General features: G+C 72.1%; 17 protein-coding genes. 12 read left to right on the forward strand and 5 right to left on the reverse strand.

What is annotated here, in order from left to right:
- Window positions 1-44: 44 nt before the first annotated feature.
- Window positions 45-647, reverse strand: coding sequence for an NTP transferase domain-containing protein (locus ACHBTE_RS00075; protein ID WP_394721136.1), 603 nt, complete (start codon window positions 645-647; stop codon window positions 45-47).
- A gap of 186 nt (window positions 648-833) precedes the next feature.
- On the opposite strand from ACHBTE_RS00075, the gene ACHBTE_RS00080 reads away from it, so the two are divergent.
- Window positions 834-1,154, forward strand: a complete 321-nt coding sequence (locus tag ACHBTE_RS00080; RefSeq protein WP_394721137.1) for a DUF5955 family protein — start codon at window positions 834-836, stop codon at window positions 1,152-1,154.
- A gap of 192 nt (window positions 1,155-1,346) precedes the next feature.
- Here ACHBTE_RS00080 and ACHBTE_RS00085 read toward each other — a convergent pair whose 3' ends face one another.
- A complete protein-coding gene (locus tag ACHBTE_RS00085) occupies window positions 1,347-2,144 on the reverse strand; it encodes an IclR family transcriptional regulator (RefSeq protein ID WP_394721138.1) in 798 nt (265 codons plus the stop codon).
- 250 nt (window positions 2,145-2,394) lie between these two features.
- Here ACHBTE_RS00085 and allB point away from each other — a divergent pair, with 250 nt between their 5' ends.
- Together allB and alc are read left to right on the forward strand one after the other, a co-directional pair.
- Window positions 2,395-3,732: an allantoinase AllB gene (gene allB / locus ACHBTE_RS00090; RefSeq protein WP_394721139.1), complete on the forward strand. Its 1,338-nt coding sequence runs from the start codon at window positions 2,395-2,397 to the stop codon at window positions 3,730-3,732.
- Window positions 3,733-3,760: 28 nt separating this feature from the next.
- Window positions 3,761-4,900 carry an allantoicase gene (gene alc / locus ACHBTE_RS00095; protein ID WP_394721570.1) on the forward strand — a complete coding sequence of 380 codons (1,140 nt, stop codon included), beginning with the start codon at window positions 3,761-3,763 and terminating at the stop codon, window positions 4,898-4,900.
- A gap of 254 nt (window positions 4,901-5,154) precedes the next feature.
- Here alc and ACHBTE_RS00100 read toward each other — a convergent pair whose 3' ends face one another.
- Entirely contained in the window at window positions 5,155-5,901 is a 747-nt protein-coding gene (locus ACHBTE_RS00100) for an SDR family oxidoreductase (RefSeq protein WP_394721140.1), read from the reverse strand.
- Between the two features lie 156 nt (window positions 5,902-6,057).
- On the opposite strand from ACHBTE_RS00100, the gene ACHBTE_RS00105 reads away from it, so the two are divergent.
- Together ACHBTE_RS00105 and ACHBTE_RS00110 are read left to right on the forward strand one after the other, a co-directional pair.
- Window positions 6,058-6,684 carry a dihydrofolate reductase family protein gene (locus ACHBTE_RS00105; protein ID WP_394721141.1) on the forward strand — a complete coding sequence of 209 codons (627 nt, stop codon included), beginning with the start codon at window positions 6,058-6,060 and terminating at the stop codon, window positions 6,682-6,684.
- 168 nt (window positions 6,685-6,852) lie between these two features.
- Entirely contained in the window at window positions 6,853-7,239 is a 387-nt protein-coding gene (locus ACHBTE_RS00110; protein ID WP_394721142.1) for a ribonuclease domain-containing protein, read from the forward strand.
- 17 nt (window positions 7,240-7,256) lie between these two features.
- Here the strand turns inward: ACHBTE_RS00110 and ACHBTE_RS00115 are convergent, their stop codons facing one another.
- Window positions 7,257-7,457 (reverse strand): hypothetical protein, encoded by a 201-nt coding sequence (locus tag ACHBTE_RS00115; RefSeq protein WP_394721143.1) that lies wholly within the window; start codon window positions 7,455-7,457, stop codon window positions 7,257-7,259.
- A gap of 179 nt (window positions 7,458-7,636) precedes the next feature.
- Between ACHBTE_RS00115 and ACHBTE_RS00120 the strand changes: the two genes are divergently transcribed.
- The 3 genes from ACHBTE_RS00120 to ACHBTE_RS00130 all read left to right on the forward strand — a co-directional run bounded on the left by ACHBTE_RS00120 (window position 7,637) and on the right by ACHBTE_RS00130 (window position 11,039).
- The gene (locus tag ACHBTE_RS00120) at window positions 7,637-8,881 is read left to right on the forward strand and encodes a sensor histidine kinase (protein ID WP_394721144.1); all 1,245 of its coding nucleotides are present in this window, start codon (window positions 7,637-7,639) and stop codon (window positions 8,879-8,881) included.
- A 232-nt stretch (window positions 8,882-9,113) separates the two neighbouring features.
- Complete coding sequence (locus ACHBTE_RS00125; protein ID WP_394721145.1) at window positions 9,114-9,794, forward strand: response regulator; 681 nt, start codon at window positions 9,114-9,116, stop codon at window positions 9,792-9,794.
- 66 nt (window positions 9,795-9,860) lie between these two features.
- Window positions 9,861-11,039 carry a cytochrome P450 gene (locus ACHBTE_RS00130; protein ID WP_394721146.1) on the forward strand — a complete coding sequence of 393 codons (1,179 nt, stop codon included), beginning with the start codon at window positions 9,861-9,863 and terminating at the stop codon, window positions 11,037-11,039.
- Between the two features lie 37 nt (window positions 11,040-11,076).
- Here the strand turns inward: ACHBTE_RS00130 and ACHBTE_RS00135 are convergent, their stop codons facing one another.
- Window positions 11,077-12,099 (reverse strand): Gfo/Idh/MocA family oxidoreductase, encoded by a 1,023-nt coding sequence (locus tag ACHBTE_RS00135; protein ID WP_394721147.1) that lies wholly within the window; start codon window positions 12,097-12,099, stop codon window positions 11,077-11,079.
- Between the two features lie 129 nt (window positions 12,100-12,228).
- On the opposite strand from ACHBTE_RS00135, the gene ACHBTE_RS00140 reads away from it, so the two are divergent.
- The 4 genes from ACHBTE_RS00140 to ACHBTE_RS00155 all read left to right on the forward strand — a co-directional run bounded on the left by ACHBTE_RS00140 (window position 12,229) and on the right by ACHBTE_RS00155 (window position 17,871).
- The gene (locus tag ACHBTE_RS00140) at window positions 12,229-12,966 is read left to right on the forward strand and encodes a GntR family transcriptional regulator (RefSeq protein ID WP_394721571.1); all 738 of its coding nucleotides are present in this window, start codon (window positions 12,229-12,231) and stop codon (window positions 12,964-12,966) included.
- 237 nt (window positions 12,967-13,203) lie between these two features.
- Window positions 13,204-14,352, forward strand: coding sequence for an ROK family glucokinase (locus ACHBTE_RS00145; protein ID WP_394721148.1), 1,149 nt, complete (start codon window positions 13,204-13,206; stop codon window positions 14,350-14,352).
- Window positions 14,349-14,930 (forward strand): sugar kinase, encoded by a 582-nt coding sequence (locus ACHBTE_RS00150; RefSeq protein ID WP_394721149.1) that lies wholly within the window; start codon window positions 14,349-14,351, stop codon window positions 14,928-14,930. The genes ACHBTE_RS00145 and ACHBTE_RS00150 overlap by 4 nt, the downstream gene beginning before the upstream one ends.
- A gap of 121 nt (window positions 14,931-15,051) precedes the next feature.
- Window positions 15,052-17,871: an SNF2-related protein gene (locus ACHBTE_RS00155; protein WP_394721150.1), complete on the forward strand. Its 2,820-nt coding sequence runs from the start codon at window positions 15,052-15,054 to the stop codon at window positions 17,869-17,871.
- Window positions 17,872-18,134: the final 263 nt, after the last annotated feature.

Here is an 18,134-nt window from a genome sequence, read left to right on the forward strand (position 1 = left end):
AGATTCTCTGAGTCGAGGCAAGGTGGCTCTGGGTGCCACCGTTTTCACTCAAGGTGCGCGAGATCGGCCTCGGTGTCGATGTCGTACGGCCGGGCCACGTCGCCGCACTCGACGAGGGTGATCGCCTCCTCGTGCTCCTTGAGGTAGGCGCGGGCCCCCCGGTCGCCGGTGGCGGTCGCGGCGATGCCCGCCCAATGGGCGGCGCCGAAGAGCACGGGATGTCCGCGTACGCCGTCGTAGGCGGCCGAGACGAGCGAGGTCCCGTCCCGGTACGCCGCGAGCACGCGCGCGACCGCCTCCGGCCCGATGCCGGGCTGGTCGACGAGTGAGACGAGCGCCGCCCGTGCCCCCGTACCGGCCAGCGACTCGAGCCCCGCGCGCAGCGACGAACCCATGCCGTCCGCCCAGTCCGGGTTCTCCACCAGGACGCAGTCGTCGAGCTCCGCCAACTCCCGTACGGCGGCCGACCGCGCCCCCAGCACCACGTGCACGCGGGTGCAGCCGGCCGCGCGCAGCACGCCGACGGCGTACTCGACGAGGGGCCGGCCGCGGTGGCGGAGCAGCGCCTTGGGGCGTCCGCCGAGCCGTCTGCCGCCTCCGGCGGCGAGGAGCAGTCCGGCGACCGGGGGCACTTCTGTCTCATTCATATGTCCTGCTTACCTGACACCTGCGCGAGTGCCCGGTTCCCCAGGGCTGAATTTCCGTCCGCATGGTGGCGCACCCGGCGTCGGGTGGCGTTTACTGACCCGCGTCCCCGGCGCCCGACCACCGTCAGGGGGGCTCGGCGGGGGAGCGGGACTACTGGCGCACAACGGCGTGCGAGGGGGAGTGCTGTGTTGCGGAGCTTGGGGCAGAGGCCGGTGACGGGCAGCGACGAGGACTCGAGGGTGGCGGAACTGCGGACGGCGGTGTCCCGTCTGCGCCGTGAACTCGCGGCGCATCCGGCCGAGTTCCCGGACCGGGCGATCGCCGAGGACGAACTGGCCGCGCTGGCCGCGATGACGAGCGGCGGGGTGCCGGAAATGCCGCGGCTGCGCAGGTCCTTACTGCTGATCGCGGGTGCGATCGGATCCGTCAGCGCGCTGTCGCGCGGCCTGTCGGATGTCCGTGACGCCGTGGACCTGTTCGGGGAACAGCCGCGGGGGCGAGGTTAGGGGCTGTCGTTCGGATCATGCCGACGTCGCGAGCCCCGGGCACGGCGTCGGGCGGTCGTGCGGATGTGCCGACGTATCGCAGGGCCCGGCGCCTCAGCGTCTCGGGGGACGGGCGGTCGACAGAGGCGCCCGACCGCAGCCGCGGGCATGGTTGGACGCCATGGCGGGGCTCCGGCCGGCGCCGCTGCGGTGTCACGCCTGGTTCTGGCTGGCCAGTGCCTCGGACAGCTCCCCGGCGACCTGCTGGAGCACCGGCACGATCTTGTCCGTGGCCGCCTCGGTGACCCGCCCCGCCGGACCGGAGATCGAAATCGCTGCCGCGGTGGGGGAGTCGGGGACGGAGACGGCCAGGCAGCGCACGCCGACCTCCTGTTCGTTGTCGTCGACCGCGTAGCCGTTGCGCCGGACGTCCTCCAGCGCCGCGAGGAAGCCGTCCGCCGTGGTGATCGTCTTCTCCGTGGCGGCCGGCATGCCCGTACGGGCCAGCAGCGCGCGCACCTCCTCCGGCGGGAAACCGGCGAGCAGCGCCTTGCCGACGCCGGTGGAGTGCGGCAGCACACGCCGGCCGACCTCGGTGAACATGCGCATCGAGTGCTTGGACGGCACCTGGGCCACGTACACGATCTCGTCGCCGTCGAGCAGGGCCATGTTCGCCGTCTCGCCGGTCTCCTCGACCAGCCGGGCGAGGTAGGGGCGGGCCCAGGTGCCCAGCAGCCGGGAGGCGGACTCGCCGAGGCGGATCAGGCGCGGGCCCAGCGCATAGCGGCGGTTGGGCTGCTGGCGTACATATCCGCAGGCCACGAGCGTGCGCATCAGGCGGTGGATGGTGGGCAGCGGCAGCCCGCTGCTCGCGGAGAGCTCACTCAGGCCGACCTCGCCGCCCGCGTCCGCCATCCGTTCGAGCAGGTCGAAGGCGCGCTCGAGGGACTGGACGCCACCATTGGAGCTGGACCTGGCGGAGTCGGTGGTGCTGGCGCTGGACGTCGGCACGGCGCGTTCCTTTCGGGGCCTGTGGGAGGGCCAAAGCCTACCCGTGAGTCGGCTGACCGCCGCCTTGTACTTAGCTACGTTCTGCCTGCTGGAATTATAATTCCGCTTTGTGGAAACGTCCAGAGTGGGTGCGTCGGATGCACTCTGGAGAAGTGTGCCCCTTGACGGCTCGGGAACGGGAGTGAAGACTCCTTCAACAGAAAGTTGAATTCCGTCACGCGGAAGTTGACGGCGGCAGAGAGGGGTCCGGGTGTCCGACGCTGAACTGGTGCTGCGCTCGACGCGCGTCATCACACCCGAGGGGACACGCGCGGCCTCGGTCGCGGTCGCCGACGGGAAGATCGCGGCCGTTCTGGCGTACGACGCGCAGGTCCCGCCCGGCGCCCGCCTGGAGGACCTCGGTGACGACGTCCTGCTGCCCGGCCTGGTCGACACGCACGTGCACGTCAACGACCCCGGCCGCAGCGAGTGGGAGGGCTTTTGGACCGCCACCCGCGCGGCGGCGGCCGGCGGCATCACCACCCTCGTCGACATGCCGCTCAACTCCCTCCCGCCCACCACGACGGTCGACCACCTCCGCACCAAGCAGGACGTCGCCGCCGACAAGGCACACATCGACGTCGGCTTCTGGGGCGGCGCCCTGCCCGACAACGTCAAGGACCTGCGCCCGCTGCACGAGTCCGGCGTCTTCGGCTTCAAGTGCTTCCTGTCGCCGTCCGGCGTGGACGAGTTCCCGCATTTGACGCAGGACCAGCTCGCCCAGTCGCTGGCCGAGATCGCCTCCTTCGACGGCCTGCTGATCGTGCACGCCGAGGACCCCCACCATCTGGACGCCGCCCCGCAGCAGGGCGGCCCCAAGTACGCCGACTTCCTGGCCTCGCGCCCGCGTGACGCGGAGGACACGGCGATCGCCCAGCTGATCGCCCAGGCGAGGCGTCTGGACGCGCGCGTGCACGTGCTGCACCTCTCGTCGAGCGACGCGCTGCCGCTGATAGCCGAGGCCAGGCGCGACGGCGTACGGATCACCGTCGAGACCTGCCCGCACTACCTCACCCTGACCGCCGAGGAAGTCCCGGACGGCGCGAGCGAGTTCAAGTGCTGTCCGCCGATCCGTGAGTCCGCCAACCAGGACCTGCTCTGGCAGGCGCTGGCCGACGGCACCATCGACTGCGTGGTGACCGACCACTCGCCCTCCACGGCCGACCTGAAGACCGACGACTTCGCGACGGCCTGGGGCGGCATCTCCGGACTCCAGCTGAGCCTGGCGGCCGTATGGACGCAGGCACGCGAGCGCGGACACGGCCTGGAGGACGTGGTCCGCTGGATGTCCGCGCGGACGGCTCAGCTGGTCGGACTGGCTCAGAAGGGCGCCATCGAGGCGGGCCGCGACGCCGACTTCGCCGTTTTCGCCCCCGACGAGACGTTCACCGTCGACCCGGCCTCCCTCCAGCACCGCAACCGTGTGACGGCGTATGCCGGCAAGACCCTGTACGGCGTCGTCAGGTCCACCTGGCTGCGCGGCGAACGCATCGTCGCGGACGGCGAGTTCACCGAGCCGAAGGGGCGACTGCTCACCCGGACCAGCTGACTCCCACCCACCCTCTCGAAAGGCAGACCTGATCACCGTGACGGCGCAGCATCAATCCGGCTCGGCCAGCTTCACCGGCGACGCGAACCCCTACGGCGGCGGCGACCCCTACGCGGACTACCGGACCGCCGACTTCCCCTTCACCCAGTACGCCAACCTCGCCGACCGTCGCCTGGGCGCCGGTGTCATCGCCGCCAACGACGAGTTCTTCGCCCAGCGCGAGAACCTGCTGGTGCCCGAGCGCGCCGAGTTCGACCCCGAGCACTTCGGGCACAAGGGCAAGATCATGGACGGCTGGGAGACCCGGCGCCGCCGCGGTGCCTCGGCCGAGCACCCGTGGCCGACGGCCGAGGACCACGACTGGGCGCTGGTCCGGCTCGGGGCGCCCGGCGTGATCCGCGGGATCGTCGTCGACACGGCCCACTTCCGCGGCAACTACCCGCAGGCGGTGTCGGTCGAGGGCACCTCGGTGCCGGGCTCACCGTCGCCGCAGGAGCTGCTGGCGGACGACGTGAAGTGGACCCCGCTGGTGCCGCGCACGCCCGTCGGCGGTCACGCCGCGAACGGTTTCGCCATCGCCGTCGAGCAGCGCTTCACCCACCTCCGGGTCAACCAGCACCCCGACGGCGGCATCGCGCGCCTGCGGGTGTACGGCGAGGTGGCACCCGACCCGAAGTGGCTGGAGGTGCTGAACGCCTTCGACGTGGTCGCCCTGGAGAACGGCGGCCGGGTGGAGGACGCCTCCGACCTCTTCTACTCGCCCGCCACGAACACCATCCAGCCGGGCCGCTCCCGCAAGATGGACGACGGCTGGGAGACCCGCCGCCGCCGCGACCAGGGCAACGACTGGATCCGCTACCGGCTGGTCGCGCAGTCCCAGATCAGGGCGATCGAGATCGACACCGCCTATCTGAAGGGCAACAGCGCCGGCTGGGCGTCCGTCTCGGTCAAGGACGGCGAGAGCGGCGAGTGGCGGGAGATCCTCCCGCGCACCCGTCTCCAGCCCGACACCAACCACCGCTTCGTCCTCGACGCCCCCGCCGTGGGCACGCACGCGCGCGTGGACATCTTCCCGGACGGCGGCATCTCCCGGCTGCGTCTGTTCGGCTCCCTGACGGAGCAGGGCGCGGCAGGACTGGCGGCACGCCACCAGGAACTGGGCGGCTGACACCCACCCTTGAGGACCGCCCCCAAGGGCCGCCCTCAGGGACCGCCCTAAAGGCTGCCCTCAGGGACCGCGCCCAAGGGCCGCCCTCAGGGACCGCACCCTCAAGGCCGCCCTCAGGGACCGCACCCTCAAGGCCGCCCTCAGGGGCCACCCGAACCCGTGGGGCGCACCGGCCCGGACAGCACTGGTGCGCCCCACGTCCTTCTCCGGCGGCCGGCGCGTCTCCGGCGGCCGGCGCGGTGGGTCGCCCTGTGTCACGCCGCGTGGCCGCCGTCCACCGCGAACTCCGCGCCCGTGACGTAGTCCGCCCGGGCCAGATGCGCGACCGTGGACGCCACCTCCTCCGCCGTGCCGAAGCGGCCCAGGGCGGTCATGGCCGCCTGATCGGGGGCGTACGGGCCGTCCGCCGGGTTCAGGTCCGTGTCGATGGGGCCGGGGTGGACGATGTTCGCCGTGATGCCGCGCGGGCCCAGTTCCCGCGCCAGGGCCTTCGTCAGGCCGATCAAAGCCGACTTGCTGGTCGCGTACAACGTTCCGCCCGGGCCCGGCACCCGCTGGGTCATGCAGGTGCCGATCGTGATGATCCGGCCCCCGGCGGTCATCCGGGAGGCCGCTGCCCGGGAGGCCAGGAAGACGCCCCGGACGTTCACGGCCAGTACCCGGTCCACGTCCGCGAGGGACAGGCTCTCCAGCGGGCCGAGCACACCGACGCCCACGTTGTTCACCAGCACGTCCAGACCGCCGAGGCGCTCCGCCGTAAGGGCGACCGCGCCCGCCGCCTCGTCCGCGTCGGCGGAATCCGCCCGCAGCGCCACGGCCCGCCGCCCGAGCGCCTCCACGCCGCGCACGACCTCCTCGGCCGCGTCCTTGCCGTTCACATACGTCACGGCGACGTCCGCGCCTTCCCGCGCGAGCCGCAGCGCCGTGGCCGCACCGATGCCGCGACTGCCACCGGTGACGAGGGCGATCTTGCCGTTCAGGGTTTCGTAAGGGGTTGTCATGGGTCCATCCCAGCGCCGCGGGACGTCGCGTGCCGGCGGCGAACGGACACGTAGATGACGGAACGGGACGGCGGGCGGCCCACCGATGAGTTGCGGGTGCCGGCGGGGTCTGAGGAGATGACAGCAGACCCACCCCCCCGAAAAGAGGCACTCCTCATGGGCAAGCTCGTTTCCACCCTCTTCGTCACGCTCGACGGCGTCTACCAGGCACCCGGCGGCCCGCAGGAGGACACCCGCGGCGGCTTCGAGCACGGCGGCTGGAGCTTCACCTACGCCGACGACGACTTCGGCCAGTTCATGAACGAGGTCTTCCAGCGGCCGGCCGCCTTCCTCCTCGGCCGTCACACGTACGACATCTTCGCCTCGTACTGGCCGAAGGTGACCGACCCCGCCGACCCGGTCGCCTCCAAGCTCAACGCCCTGCCGAAGTACGTTCCCTCCGCGACGCTGACCGACCCCGAGTGGGCCGGCACGACGGTGCTCAGCGGCGACCTCGGCAAGGAGGTGACCGCTCTCAAGGAGCGCACCGACGGCGAGCTCCAGGTGCACGGCAGCGGCGCCCTCGTCCGGTCCCTGCTGGACCTCGGCCTGGTCGACACCCTGCACCTGCTGACCTTCCCGGTCGTGCTGGGTGCGGGACACCGCCTGTTCACGGAGGGCGCCGTGCCCACCGCGTTCAAGCTGACCGGCGCCCGAACCACGAGCACCGGCGTCGCCATCCACTCCTACGACGCGGCGGGCCGCCCCGAGTACGGCACCTTCGAGCTCCCCGACGGCGCATGACGACGGCGCCACGCGCCCCCCGCCCGCGGCGCCCTCGAGCGACCTCGTGAAGATCGCGAGAGGGCGCCGCCGTACGCGTCAACTCCGCGAAAGGTCATCGGACTTGCAGAGAAACTCCACAATGTTGTCATTGACATGCCACTCTCTACGCGCGTCATCATGAGGGACATGAGATTCCCCCCACGGATCACCCGCATCGGCACGGCGGCAGCCGTCCTGTCCGCGCTGCTCGTCGGCGGCACCGTCACCGCCACCCCGGCGGCAGCCGCCGTCGGCAGCATCTGTTACGGCGACCTGCCCGCCCAGGCCCACGACACGCTCGACCTGATCGAGCAGGGCGGGCCCTACCCCTTCGAACAGGACGGCACCGTCTTCCAGAACCGGGAAGGCATCCTGCCCAGCCAGTCGTCCGCGTACTACCACGAGTACACGGTGATCACGCCTGGTTCCGACACGCGCGGAGCTCGCCGGATCGTCACCGGTGAGAAGAGCCAGGAGGACTACTACACGGCCGACCACTACGAGTCGTTCGACCTGGTCGACCACGGCTGCTGAGCCCTCCGGGAAGCGGTTCAGCCGGACTTCCGGCTCTCGGCGGCGGCGAACAGCGCGAACGCCAGCACCAGCAGCGCGACGCTCGCGTAGATCTCGAAGCCGTCGAGAAAGCCGATCCGTTGGACGAGACCCCAGTCCCAGTCGGTGAACTCGTGCACCAGGCCGGCTACGCCCTGCGCCAGGGCGATGACTCCGAGGATCTCCAACAACTGCTTCATGCCATGAGCCTCGCCCCGCGCCACCCCCACGGCAATCGACCGCGGGGCGAAGCATGGCGGCCGGAAGTCCACCTTCCGCATACCCGCTCGCGACCAAGGTCGCCGATGCCGCGACTTTGGTCGCCGAAGCGCCCCGCACAGGGCGCCCCGGGGCCCCGCACTGCGTAGATTTGTCGACCGTGAGTGGTGACAAGCCGGAAACCGTGCCGCACGCGTTCGCGGGGCGGCGCTGGCTGCTGCCGTCGGCCCTGATCAAGGAGTTGGACTCCGACGCCCCGCGCCCGGGGCGGCTGCGGCGCACCGCGCGCGACTGGGTGGTCGACTTCTCCTGCTTCCTGATGGCCGTGTTCATCGGTCTGCTCGGCGCGGACACGCTCCGGCAGGAGGATCTGCCCGCCGGGTACGCCGCCTTCGACCAGGTACTGGGCGCGCTCTCCTGCGCCGCGGTGTGGCTGCGGCGCCGCTGGCCGGTCGGGTTCGCCGTCGCGATGGTTCCGGTCGCCTTCGCGTCCACCACGGCGGGCGGCGCCAGCCTGGTCGCCCTGTTCACCCTCGCCGTGCACCGGCCGTTCCGGTACGTGGCCTGTGTGGCGGGGGCCTCCATGGTGCTCAACCCGCTGTACTTCTGGTGGCGCCCCGAGCCCGATCTGCCCTACGGCTGGACCGTCGCTCTGGCCTCGCTGCTGACCGCCGCGGTGGTGGGCTGGGGCATGGTCGCCCGCTCCAAACGGCAGCTCATGCTGAGCCTGCGCGACCGCGCCCGGCGCGCCGAGACGGAGGCCCGGCTGCGGGCCGAACAGGCGCAGCGGCTCGCCCGCGAGGCCATCGCCCGCGAGATGCACGACGTCCTCGCGCACCGGCTGACGCTGCTCAGCGTGCACGCGGGCGCGCTGGAGTTCCGGCCCGACGCACCCCGCGAGGAGATCGTGCGCGCGGCCGGGGTGATCCGGGAGAGCGCCCACGAGGCCCTCCAGGACCTGCGGGAGATCATCGGCGTGCTGCGAGCCGCCGAACCCGACGACACCGGCCGGCCGCAGCCGACCCTCGCGGCCCTGGAGGCACTGGTGTCCGAGTCCCTGGACGCCGGCATGAAGGTCGCCCTCCAGCAGCGCGTCACCGACCCCGCCGCCGTGCCGGCCTCCGTCGGCCGTACCGCCTACCGCATCGCACAGGAGGGGCTGACCAACGCCCGCAAACACGCCCCCGGCACGGAGGTCACCGTCACCGTGACCGGTGCGCCGGGCGAGGGCCTGTCCGTGTCGGTGCGCAATCCCGCCCCCGAGGGCGAGGTCCCCCATGTCCCCGGCTCCGGGCAGGGCCTGATCGGTCTGACCGAACGGGCCACCCTGACCGGTGGCCGGCTGGAGCACGGTCCGGCGGCGGACGGCGGGTTCGAGGTGCGGGCCTGGCTGCCATGGGGATGACGGAGGCGACCTCCGCGGCGGCCCGGCGCCCGACGTCCGCCCCGAGGCACCCTGACGGCCACCGTGCGGGTCAGGCGGCCACGCGCGCGTGCCGCGCCGAGCACACCAGGGGCCGACCCGAGTGCCGGCCGTCGCACGCGTGCCGCCCCGCGGCGGTCCGACCCGCGTGCCGGCCGGTCGCACCGTGCGGTCCGGCACCTCGACGCCGTACAACCGTGATTACGTAAGGCACATGACTGCGATCAGACTCCTCCTCGTCGACGACGACCCGTTGGTACGGGCCGGTCTGTCCTTCATGATGGGCGGCGCCGCCGACATCGAGATCGTCGGCGAGGCGTCCGACGGCGCCGAGGTCGACCAACTGGTCGACCGCGCCCGGCCGGACGTGGTCCTGATGGACATCCGGATGCCCGCGGTCGACGGCATCACCGCCACGGAGCGGCTGCGCGGCAGGAAGGACGCGCCACAGGTCGTGCTGCTGACCACCTTCCACGCCGACGAGCAGGTACTGCGTGCGCTGCGGGCCGGTGCCGCCGGGTTCGTCCTCAAGGACACCCCGCCCGCCGAGATCGTCGACGCCGTGCGGCGAGTGGCGGCCGGCGACCCTGTGCTGTCGCCCACCGTGACACGCCAGTTGATGCAGCACGCGGCCGGCACCGCCGCCGACACCCGTCGCTCACGCGCGCGTGAACGGCTCACCGCCCTCAACGACCGCGAGCGCGAGGTCGCCGTCGCGGTCGGCCGGGGCCTGTCCAACGCCGAGATCGCCGCGGAGCTCTTCATGAGCGTCGCCACCGTCAAGACCCATGTCTCCCGTGTCCTGGCCAAGCTCGACCTCAACAACCGTGTACAGATCGCCCTGTTGGCGTACGACGCGGGGCTGCTGGACGAAATGGAGGAGGACGGGCACTAGCGGGCGCTGCCATGCGTTGTCGGTGTGTGCCCGGTGCGTGGCCGGTGCATCCGAGGGGGGAGCCTCATGGCGCGAGTGATCGACCTGAAGGAGTTCGGAGAAGGCTTCCGCGAGAACCCGCACCCGGTGTACGCACGCTTACGCGAGAGCGGCCCGGTGCACCGCGTCCGGCTGCCCGACTGGCAGTCCGAGGTCTGGCTCGTCGTCGGACACGAGGAGGCCCGCGCGGCGCTGGCCGACCAGCGGCTGTCCAAGGACGGCACCAAGATGGGGTGGAAGTCCCTCGAAGAGGAGCTGATCGGGAAGAACCTGCTGGCCACCGACCAGCCCCAGCACACCCGGCTGCGCGGGCTCATCGCGCGCGCCTTCACCATGCGTCGCGTGGAGGAGCTGCGGCCGAGGATCCAGCGGATCACGGACGACCTGCTCGACGCCATGCTGCCGCGGGGCCGCGCCGACCTCGTGGAGTCCTTCTCCCACCCCCTGCCGCTCACCGTGATCTGCGAACTGCTGGGTGTCCCCGAGATGGACCGCGTGGCCTTCCGCAAGATGTCCACGGAGGCGCTCGCGCCCAGCAGCGCGGACAGCGAGGTCGACGCCTTCGTCGCCCTCGGCGCCTACTTCACCGGCCTGATCGAGGCCAAGCGCTCCGCCGGGCCCGGCGGTGACCTGCTGAGCGACCTGATCCGGACCACGGCCGAGGACGGCGACCGCCTCTCCCCGGACGAACTGCGCGGCATGGCCTTCATCCTGCTGATCGCCGGGCACGAGACGACGGTCAACCTCATCACCAGTGGCGTGCACAACCTACTCACCCACCCCGAGCAACTCGCCGCGCTGCGCGCCGACATGACCCTCCTCGACGGCGCGGTCGAGGAGATGCTCCGCCACGAGGGCCCGGTGGAGACGGCGACGTTCCGGTACGCCTCGGAACCCCTGGAGATCGCCGGTGTCCCGATCGAGACGGGCGATCCGGTGATGATCGGCCTCCTCGCGGCCAACCGGGACACGGCCCGCTACGCCGCCCCCGAGGCCTTCGACATCCGCCGTGACACGCGCGGCCATGTCGCCTTCGGCCACGGCATCCACTTCTGCCTGGGCGCCCCGCTGGCCCGACTCGAGGCCCGCACGGCGATACGGTCCCTGCTGGAGCGCGCACCCGGCCTGGCGCCGGACGGCCCGCCGGGGGAGTGGCTGCCGGGGATGCTGATGCGTGGCATGCGGAGCCTGCCGGTGCGCTGGTAGATGACCGGCACCGCATGCGAGGTGTCCGGCCGGGCGGTCACAGAGCCGCGGTCGAGGCGCCGCCCGGGATCTCCGCGAGCACGACAGGTCTTCGCTCGCGCCTCGACACCTCGCAGGCCTCCGCGATCCGCAGCGCCTGCAAGGCCTCCCGGCCGTCGCAGGGGTTGGCACGCTCGCCGCGCACCACCTCCACGAACGCGTTCAGCTCCGCCTCGTAGGCCGGCCCGAACCGCTCCAGGAACCCCGACCACGGCTTGTCCGCCGCGGGCGGCCCGGTCGGCTCGGTGGACGCGATCGGCGTACGGTCGTCCAGGCCGACCACGATCTGGTCGCGCTCCCCGGCCAGTTCCATGCGCACGTCGTACCCGGCGCCGTTCAGCCGGGTCGCCGTGGCCGTGGCGAGCGTGCCGTCGTCCAGCGTGAGCACCACCGCGGCCGTGTCCACGTCGCCGGCCTCACGGAACATCGCGGGCCCGGCGTCCGACCCGGCCGCGTAGACGACGCCGACCTCGTGCCCGGTCACCCAGCGCAGCGCGTCGAAGTCGTGGATCAGCGTGTCCCGGTACAGCCCGCCGGACAGCCCCAGCCACGCGGCCGGCGGCGGCTCCTGGTCGCTGGTCAGCGCCCGCACGGTGTGCAGCCGCCCGAGGCGGCCGGAGCGCACCGCCTCGCGCGCGCCCACGTACCCCGCGTCGAAGCGGCGCTGGAAGCCCATCTGCAACACCGTGCCGGCCGTCTCCACCTCGCCGATCGCATGCAAGGTGCCCGGCAGATCGAGGGCGATGGGCTTCTCGCAGAACACCGGGAGCCCCGACCGTGCTGCCCGACCGATCAGTTCGGCGTGGGCCGACGTGGCGGTCGTGATCACCACCGCGTCCACGCCCCACTTGAAGATCTCGTCCACACCGGGCGCCGCCGTCTCGCCGAGCCGCTGGGCCAGCGTCTGGGCACGCGAGGAATCCGCGTCCGTGAGGATCAACGAGCCGACGTCGCGATGACGGCTGAGCGTGTTGGCGTGGATCGTGCCGATGCGGCCCGTACCGATGACCCCGATGCGCATGGAAACAAAGTGCGGGTTCGGTGTGGACGCTGTCAATGCAAATGTCCGGACAATCGAACTACACGACTTCCCGTCAACAACGCGTAGAGCTACAGTCGGGCCGTGCCGAAACCAGAAGTGGACCCGACCGTGGAACTCGAGCTCAGCGTGGACCGGAGCAGTCCGGTGCCCTTGTACTTCCAGCTGTCCCAGCAGCTCGAGGCCGCGATCGAGCACGGAGCGCTCACCCCCGGCAGTCTCCTGGGCAACGAGATCGAGCTCGCCGCACGCCTCGGCCTGTCCCGTCCCACCGTCCGCCAGGCCATCCAGTCGCTCGTCGACAAGGGCCTGCTGGTGCGCCGCCGGGGCGTCGGAACCCAGGTCGTGCACAGCCAGGTCAAGCGCCCGCTGGAGCTCAGCAGCCTCTACGACGACCTGGAGTCCGCCGGCCAGCGCCCGGCGACCAGGGTCCTCGTCAACACCGTGATCCCGGCGTCCGCCGAGGTCGCCGCCGCACTCGGGGTCGCCGAGGACAGCGACGTCCACCGGGTCGAGCGGCTGCGCCTCGCGCACGGCGAGCCGATGGCCCACCTGTGCAACTTCCTGCCGCCCGGCCTGATCGACCTGGACACCGCGCAGCTGGAGGCCACCGGCCTGTACCGCCTGATGCGCGCCGCCGGCATCACCCTGCACAGCGCCCGCCAGACGATCGGCGCCCGCGCGGCCACGGCCGCCGAGGCCGAACGCCTCGCCGAGCAGGAGGGCGCCCCGCTGCTCACCATGCAGAGGGTGACGTTCGACGACACCGGCCGGGCGGTCGAGTACGGGACTCATACGTATCGCCCGACGCGCTACTCCTTCGAGTTCCAGTTGCTCGTCCGGTCATGAGCACGCATCCCTGCGCGCCCGGGGTGTGCGCGGAAGACCGTTCGGTACGAGCGCGAAAGACCGTTCGGTACGTAGCAATGTCAGGACAATGAGACCGGCCTGAATCGCGGCGCGCCTCAGGGGTGCGGGAACCCCGCGTGGCCGTTCACGCATCACCCATGGCCGGCGTATGGCATGGACCACCCCGTCGTCACCCCTCACGGCATCCACCCCGACGGTGAGGCAGAATCGGGCCTGATGAGCACCTACCGCGACCTCACCGCCCCCATCGGCTCCCGCCGAGCCCCCGTGCTCCGAACGGTCGGCCCCCGGGAACGCCGGTCACACCTGTCGGCGCCCAGAGTCCCCACCGTGGGCATCGACATCGGCGGCACCAAGGTGATGGCGGGCGTCGTGGACGCCGACGGCAACATCCTGGAGAAGCTCCGTACGGAGACCCCGGACAAGTCCAAGAGCCCGAAGGTCGTCGAGGACACCATCGTGGAACTGGTCCTGGACCTGTCCGACCGGCACGACGTGCACGCCGTCGGCATCGGCGCGGCCGGCTGGGTCGACGCCGACCGCAACCGGGTGCTCTTCGCACCGCACCTGTCCTGGCGCAACGAGCCCCTCAGAGACCGCCTCGCCGGCCGGCTCGCCGTGCCCGTCCTGGTCGACAATGACGCCAATGCCGCCGCCTGGGCCGAGTGGCGCTTCGGCGCCGGGCGCGGCGAGGACCACCTCGTCATGATCACGCTGGGCACCGGCATCGGCGGCGCGATCCTGGAGGACGGCCAGGTCAAGCGGGGCAAGTACGGCGTCGCCGGTGAGTTCGGCCATATGCAGGTCGTGCCCGGCGGTCACCGCTGCCCGTGCGGCAACCGCGGCTGCTGGGAGCAGTACAGCTCGGGCAACGCGCTGGTCAGGGAGGCCCGGGAACTGGCCGCCGCCGACTCGCCGGTCGCCTACGGGATCATCGAGCACGTCAAGGGCAGCATCGGCGACATCACCGGCCCGATCATCACGGAGCTCGCGCGCGAAGGCGACGCCATGTGCATCGAGCTGCTCCAGGACATCGGCCAGTGGCTCGGTGTCGGCATCGCCAACCTGGCGGCCGCCCTGGACCCGTCCTGCTTCGTCATCGGCGGCGGCGTGTCGGCCGCCGACGACCTGCTGATCGTCCCCGCGAGGGACGCCTTCAAGCGGCACCTCACCGGCCGCGGCTACCGGCCCGAGGCCCGGATCACCCGGGCCCAGCTCGGCCCCGAGGCCGGCATGGTCGGCGCCGCCGACCTGGCCCGCCTGGTCGCCCGCCGCTTCCGCCGCGCCAACCGGCGCCGGGTCGAGCGCTACGAGCGCTACGCCAGGTTCGCCGAGGCCCGCCGATCGACGCAGGGGTCGGCGTGACCGTGTCCGTACCCCGCCAGGCCGACTCCCCGGACGAGCCGCAGCAGCCCGCCGAGGACCGTCGCCACATGATCCGCCGCAGGGCGCTCACCCTGCTCATCATCGTGCTACTCATCGGCGTACCCGCCGGGTACCTGGTGATCTCCGCCAACCAGAGCCGCGACAGCGGCAAGGACAAGGAGGCCAAGTACTCCGCGACCGGCCTCACCGAAGGCTGGCCGTCGAGGGTGCAGCGCCGGCTCTACCAGATCCCGATCCCGGTTCCGTCGTACAAGGTCGCGTACTACGAGACCAACAACTGGAAGACCAGCCGTCTCTACGTCCAGTTCGAGACCACGCCCGCGGGCCTGGACGGCTACCTGAAGTCCATGGGTCTCGACCGGGACGACCTGGAGGTCGACGACATCGCCATCGGCTCCCGCGACCAGAAGATCACCGGCTGGGAGTTCACGGGCCCCGGACCCTGGTACGGCGTCGTCCACGAACAGAAGAACCCGGCGCCGACGCATGACGTGATCGTGAACATGTCCATCCCGGACAAGCCGTTCGTGTACGTCGTCTCGCGCACGGTTCCATGACGGCACCCTGACGACACCGCGCCGCACCGGGCCCGGACCGGTCGCCGGGGCCGATTGTCAGACCCCGCCCGTAGAGTCGAAGACGATTGATCCGACTCAGGGGCGGGAGGTGGCAGGACGTATGAGTGACATGGCGGCGGTGACCGAGCGTGCGGGAGAGTCCGTCCCCGTCCGACTGGCCGCCGTCTTCCTGCCCGCGCCCCTCCCGCGCGAGGGGCGGATGGCGTTCTGGGACCCCGAGGGCGGCCCGCTGCCCGCCGAGGACACGGAGCTCACCGTCGTACGCCGCCATGGCGCCGGAGTCCGCCGCAGGGCCACCCCCGCGCTGTCCCTGCCGATCGGCGAGGCCCTCCCGCTGCTCGTACGGGCCCGCCGCGACCCCGCCGCCCACCCCGCCACCGCCTGCTGGGGCGCCGCGGCGTTGCACGCCCTGCGGCTCACCGCGCGCGGCCGGCTGCTGCCCGGTCTCACCCCCACCGGCCACGACGCCTGGCGCGCCGGGCCTCTCGACCCGGACGACATCGCCCACCTGCGCGCGGTCGCCGCCGCCCTGCCGTACGAGGGCCACGCGGTGCCCCTGACCGGCCCGGGGCCGCTGCGGCTGCCCGAACCCGAGGCGCTGATGCGGTCCTTCCTGGACGCCGTCGCGGACACCCTGCCCCGCACCCCCGCCGCGCCGCACACCTCGGGGAAGGCCTTCGCCGCCCGCGCGGGCGTGCCCCTGCCGGGCGCCCACGACTGGGCGGCCGAGGTCGCCGCCGGCATGGACGCGGGCGTACGCATCTCACTGCGCCTCGACCTGTCGGCGTACGACCTCTTCGACGACGACGGGGACGGCGCACGCAGCGCCGGCGCGGCGATCGTCCAGGTGCACAGCCTCGCCGACCCCACCCTGGTGGCCGACGCCGCCGCCCTGTGGTCCGGCGAGGCGGACGCGGCCTTCGGGCCGCGCGCGCGTGTCGACGCGGCGCTGGCAGTCCGGCGCGCGGCGCGGGTGTGGCCGCCGCTCGAGAGGCTGTCCGAGCAGGACGTGCCCGACGTACTGGCCCTTGCCGACGAGGAGTTGGGTGACCTGCTCGGCATCGCGGCGACCCGGCTCGCGGCGGCCGGGGTCGCGGTGCACTGGCCGCGAGACCTGGCACACGACCTGAGCGCGGCGGCGGTGGTACGACCCGCGCCGGGCTCGGCGACCGACGGCACCGGCTTCTTCGAGAGCGAGGAACTCCTCCAGTTCCGCTGGCAGTTGGCGATCGGCGGCGACCCGCTCTCCGATTCGGAGATGGACACGCTCGCCGAGGCGCACCGCCCGGTAGTCCGGCTCCGGGACCGCTGGGTGCTGGTCGACCCGGCCCTCGTCCGCAAGGCCCGCAAACGAGAACTGGGCCTGCTGGACCCGGTCGACGCGCTCTCCGTCGCCCTGTCCGGCAGCGCGGAGGTCGACGGCGAGACGGTCGAGGCGGTACCCGTCGGCGCCCTGGCCGCCCTGCGTGACCGGCTGACGGCCGGCGTCCGTCCGGCGCAACCGCCGCCGGGCCTGCGGGCGACGCTGCGGGACTACCAACTCCGGGGCCTGGCCTGGCTGGACCTGATGACGTCGCTCGGCCTCGGAGGCTGCCTCGCGGACGACATGGGGCTCGGCAAGACGATCACAGTCATCGCCCTGCACCTCAAGCGCGCCCGGACGGCGCCGACCCTGGTGGTCTGCCCGGCGTCGCTGCTCGGCAACTGGCAGCGGGAGATCACCCGCTTCGCGCCCGGCGTCCCCGTCCGCCGCTTCCACGGCCCGGAGCGCACCCTGGACGACCTGGCCGGCGGCTTCGTCCTGACCACGTACGGCACCATGCGCTCGACGGCACCGACACTCGCCCGGCACACGTGGGGCATGGTCGTCGCCGACGAGGCCCAGCACATCAAGAACCCGTACTCCGCGACGGCGAAGGCCCTGCGCACCATCCCGACGCCCGCGCGCGTGGCGCTCACCGGCACCCCGGTGGAGAACAACCTCTCCGAACTCTGGGCCCTGCTCGACTGGACCACACCGGGTCTGCTCGGCCCGCTGAAGTCCTTCCGTGCCCGCCACGCGCGCGCGGTGGAGACCGGCGAGGACGACGAGGCGGTGGAGCGCCTGGCCCGCCTGGTCCGGCCCTTCCTGCTGCGCCGCAAGAAGTCCGACCCCGGCATCGTCCCCGAGCTGCCGCCCAAGACGGAGACCGACCACCCGGTGCCGCTCACCCGGGAACAGGCGGCGCTGTACGAGGCGGTGGTGCGTGAGTCGATGTACGCCATCGAAACGGCGGAGGGCATCGCGCGCAGGGGCCTGGTGCTGAGCCTGCTGACCTCGTTGAAGCAGATCTGCGACCACCCCGCGCTGTATCTGAAGGATGACGACGCCCGTACCGACCGACTGGCGGCTCGTTCGGGCAAGTTGACCCTGCTGGACGAGTTGCTGGACACGCTCCTCGCCGAGGACGGCTCGGCGCTGGTCTTCACGCAGTATGTGGGCATGGCCCGCCTGATCGCCTCCCACCTGGCCGCCCGCGCCGTCCCGGTGGACCTGCTCCACGGCGGCACGCCGGTCCCGGAGCGCGAGCGCATGGTGGACCGCTTCCAGAGCGGGGCGACCCCGGTCCTGGTCCTCTCCCTCAAGGCGGCGGGAACGGGCCTGAATCTGACCCGCGCGGGCCATGTCGTCCACTTCGACCGCTGGTGGAATCCTGCCGTGGAGGAACAGGCCACCGACCGCGCCTACCGCATCGGCCAGACCCAGCCCGTCCAGGTCCACCGCCTCATCACCGAGGGCACCGTCGAGGACCGCATCGCCGAGATGCTCGCGTCCAAGCGCGCCCTGGCCGACGCCATCCTCGGCACCGGCGAAGCGGGCCTCACGGAACTGACGGACCGTGAGCTCTCGGACCTCGTCTCGCTGCGGAGGGAGTCATGACGCACGCGAAGGGGAGGGGCAGTTCGGGGGGCGAGCCGGGTTACGCCGGTTGCGCAGACGCGGCGCGCCCGGACGAGGCCGATGTGACCAGGAGCGGGCCCGCTGAAGAGCGGGAGACGGAGGTGGGCCCAGACCGGGAGACGACGGACGGGGAGCAGGGGCCGCAGGCCGAGTCCGAGTCCGAGATCGCGGTCGCGCCGGAGGCATCGCCAGGGTCGGAAGCGGAAGCGGAAGCGGAAGCGAAGGCGGAGGAGGAGGCGGAG

This window comes from Streptomyces sp. M41 (assembly GCF_043673425.1).
Lineage (GTDB): Bacteria > Actinomycetota > Actinomycetes > Streptomycetales > Streptomycetaceae > Streptomyces.

What these genes read in the sequence shown, in the direction of transcription:
- ACHBTE_RS00115 (WP_394721143.1), bottom strand. Translation starts at nt 7,457, where the DNA reads ATGAAGCAGTTGTTGGAGATCCTCGGAGTCATCGCCCTGGCGCAGGGC.
- ACHBTE_RS00125 (WP_394721145.1), top strand. Translation starts at nt 9,114, where the DNA reads ATGACTGCGATCAGACTCCTCCTCGTCGACGACGACCCGTTGGTACGG.
- ACHBTE_RS00130 (WP_394721146.1), top strand. Translation starts at nt 9,861, where the DNA reads ATGGCGCGAGTGATCGACCTGAAGGAGTTCGGAGAAGGCTTCCGCGAG.
- ACHBTE_RS00155 (WP_394721150.1), top strand. Translation starts at nt 15,052, where the DNA reads ATGAGTGACATGGCGGCGGTGACCGAGCGTGCGGGAGAGTCCGTCCCC.
- ACHBTE_RS00110 (WP_394721142.1), top strand. Translation starts at nt 6,853, where the DNA reads ATGAGATTCCCCCCACGGATCACCCGCATCGGCACGGCGGCAGCCGTC.
- ACHBTE_RS00105 (WP_394721141.1), top strand. Translation starts at nt 6,058, where the DNA reads ATGGGCAAGCTCGTTTCCACCCTCTTCGTCACGCTCGACGGCGTCTAC.
- ACHBTE_RS00135 (WP_394721147.1), bottom strand. Translation starts at nt 12,099, where the DNA reads ATGCGCATCGGGGTCATCGGTACGGGCCGCATCGGCACGATCCACGCC.
- ACHBTE_RS00145 (WP_394721148.1), top strand. Translation starts at nt 13,204, where the DNA reads ATGAGCACCTACCGCGACCTCACCGCCCCCATCGGCTCCCGCCGAGCC.
- ACHBTE_RS00100 (WP_394721140.1), bottom strand. Translation starts at nt 5,901, where the DNA reads ATGACAACCCCTTACGAAACCCTGAACGGCAAGATCGCCCTCGTCACC.
- ACHBTE_RS00075 (WP_394721136.1), bottom strand. Translation starts at nt 647, where the DNA reads ATGAATGAGACAGAAGTGCCCCCGGTCGCCGGACTGCTCCTCGCCGCC.